Here is a 2574-nt window from a genome sequence, read left to right on the forward strand (position 1 = left end):
AGATCAAGGTATAGACGATCCATCTTTTTAAGTGATGAAGATACATTTTCTAGATTCTTCTGCATTGCCGGAGCTATGGTCCCAACGACAGCCCCCATGTATGCGAATGTGTCTGACGGCTTACCCGTGTTCCAATACTCCACCAACTTGTTTTCTATCACTTCAAAGTAAGCTTGATGCAGCGCAACTTGATCAGGACTCAACTTACTCAGCTCGGCACTCGCCATACCTGAATTATCTTTTAATGCTTTTAGCTTGGCTTTTTCCTCTTCTGAAGACGGCTCCTTAGTTAGGAAGATTACTATCTCTCCAGGAATCAGAGGATCATGCAAATGTTGGTTATGCTCTTGGAGCAAGCTTTTCGTTTTTGAAGACACATCACTGAGGTCTTGCTCCCAAAAATCACGAAGGGGCTTAGATTTCTCAACAATCGAAAAGCCCAACTGAAACTCTATTTGCTCTTCAAATTCCCTTAAATTAGCAATAACAAGATCATCATGAACAACATCTTCAGAATTCACCGACTTGACTGTGGAACCTTTGATGTAAGAACTGGAATACTCATAAATTGAGTTTGTGGGCTTATTGTATTTCTTCACTTCAACACTTGGCTTCCCAAACTTTAAATCGGTCTGTTGTTCAATCTCGGTCTTGTGACTTACTACTAATTGGTCACCAACCTTCAATTTCATCGGGTCAGCATTGTACTTTGGATTCAAATCAAGTAACTGTTTCGCCGACAAACCATATTGCTCTGCAATGGCTCCCCATGATTCCCGTTGGTTGGTTTTAAAATCCGTCCCAACAGTATGCGTTTCTGGTTTACTCTCTGCTTTCTCCGTTTCCGCTGGTTGAATGTTTTGCCTTTCAGCGACAGATTGTTTGGGTGCAGCAAGCAATTCGTTGATATCGAGCTTGATACCATGTTGAGCCAACCAGTCATCATTGAGGTTGTCTAGCTCTTCTCGGGTAATTGGCTGTTCAAGATAAATCAGATGTTGGTTTTCAACGTCTTTACCTTCGAGCTTCCAGTAAACCAGAATGGCACTTTGATAGACGTTGTAGCCTTGCTCATCATTGAGCTTCTCGTGGGTTGAACGTGTCGCGTAGAATGCCCACTTGCCATTTCCAAGCAGCTTGTACTCTTGAATTAAGCGTCCATTGTAGAAGTGGTAGTAGTAACCTTCTGTTGGTAGTCCCAAACGCTCACCAAGCTGCACCGAAGGGACGACTGGAATAAAGGCTTCTCGTACGACACCAGAGCCTATCGGCTTGACCTGTACGCTCTCTGGAACGCCAATGCCCATAGAGCTAGAAGCCACTTTCACGACCAGCTTTTTAGGCTCATCAAATGCGGTATAGGCGGTGTATTTCGTACCGTGATCGGTTCGCTCAGTTTCCCAGCGACCCACTACAGGCTCTTGTTTGGTTTTTGCCAACTCGAATGCACAACCAATATTTTGCTTAAACGTTTCATCTGAACACGCTATTTCAAAACAATACTCATATTTAATCTTGGGTGTCGTTTCTCTTTGGTCGGGTTTCACAGGCTCAGGAACATACGTTTCGTCAATACTAGGCTCACTTGCACCACCTCTACTTGGCGCACCACCACCAGCCGCACCGCCAGACATTCTTGTTCTAGAAAGGTAGGCATTCTTCGCTTCTGGCGAAAGTGCCTCTTGTCCTTCAGTCGATAATTCCCAAGATTTGCTCATTCCGTCTTGGAGCATCACAGGCTTAGAAGGGGAATCCGTCAATAGTGCTAACTCACCACGTTTCAGCTTGTCCATAAAACTAGAATAGCTCATTCCCTGAGGAAGTGCTGAACCCAACGTTCTCTCATCCAGTCTTTCTATATCACCTTCGACCTGCCCAAACTCATATGTCATCAGTTCGGTTAACCGTACCACTCGATAACCCACAGTTAAATCCATCCGCTACTTTCAATGGATGTATTCTACCTAACCAGCGGGAGTTGCAGGATTGATAACCATAAGTTCGGTCTACCAATTGCAGACATTGTGATTTTCACCCACTGGAACCAAACCTATTGATAATGACTTCATCATTAACCAACTTAGCCCAAACAAAAATAGGGCATAGCTTGAGAGGTGTTATCCTCCCAAACTATGACTTCTTGTATTAGTCAGCTTCCGCCGCTTCAACCGCCAACAGGTCAGCTCTTTCATTCCCTTCAATACCCGAATGTGCTTTGACCTTAAATACCTCGACGTACTTCCTAGAACTCAACTCGTCCACTTGTTGCCAAAGCTGGCGGTTTTTAACCGGTTTCTTATCCGCTCGACGCCAACCTCGGTCTTTCCAATCATCCATCCAGATGTTGAAACCTTTCACACAGTAATCGCTGTCCGAATAGATAACGTCCCCATCTTCTGCGTATTCCAATGCTTCAATTAAGGCCAGTAGTTCCAGCTCAGCATTGTCGGTTTTTCGATTGATGGTAAAGCTCTCTTCATGAACAATCTCATTGTCTTCATCCATAACCACCAGCCCAATACCACCTCGTGTACATCCGTGTTGGTTGTTTGGTGCAGCGCCGTCTACGTAAAT

Annotated in this window: 2 protein-coding genes; both read right to left on the bottom strand. The window is 44.5% G+C overall.

Going from position 1 to position 2574, the window contains the following annotated elements; all coding sequences use genetic code 11:
• On the bottom strand, window positions 1–1937 hold a 1937-nt coding region (locus B9J87_RS06805), incomplete at its 3' end, for a LysM peptidoglycan-binding domain-containing protein (protein ID WP_254918106.1).
• A gap of 208 nt (window positions 1938–2145) precedes the next feature.
• Window positions 2146–2574, bottom strand: a 429-nt coding sequence (locus B9J87_RS06810) for a ribonuclease HI (protein ID WP_094149881.1), incomplete at its 5' end; no start/stop codon positions are given.

This window comes from Vibrio sp. V19_P1S1T109, from assembly GCF_002241375.1.
GTDB lineage: Bacteria > Pseudomonadota > Gammaproteobacteria > Enterobacterales > Vibrionaceae > Vibrio > Vibrio anguillarum.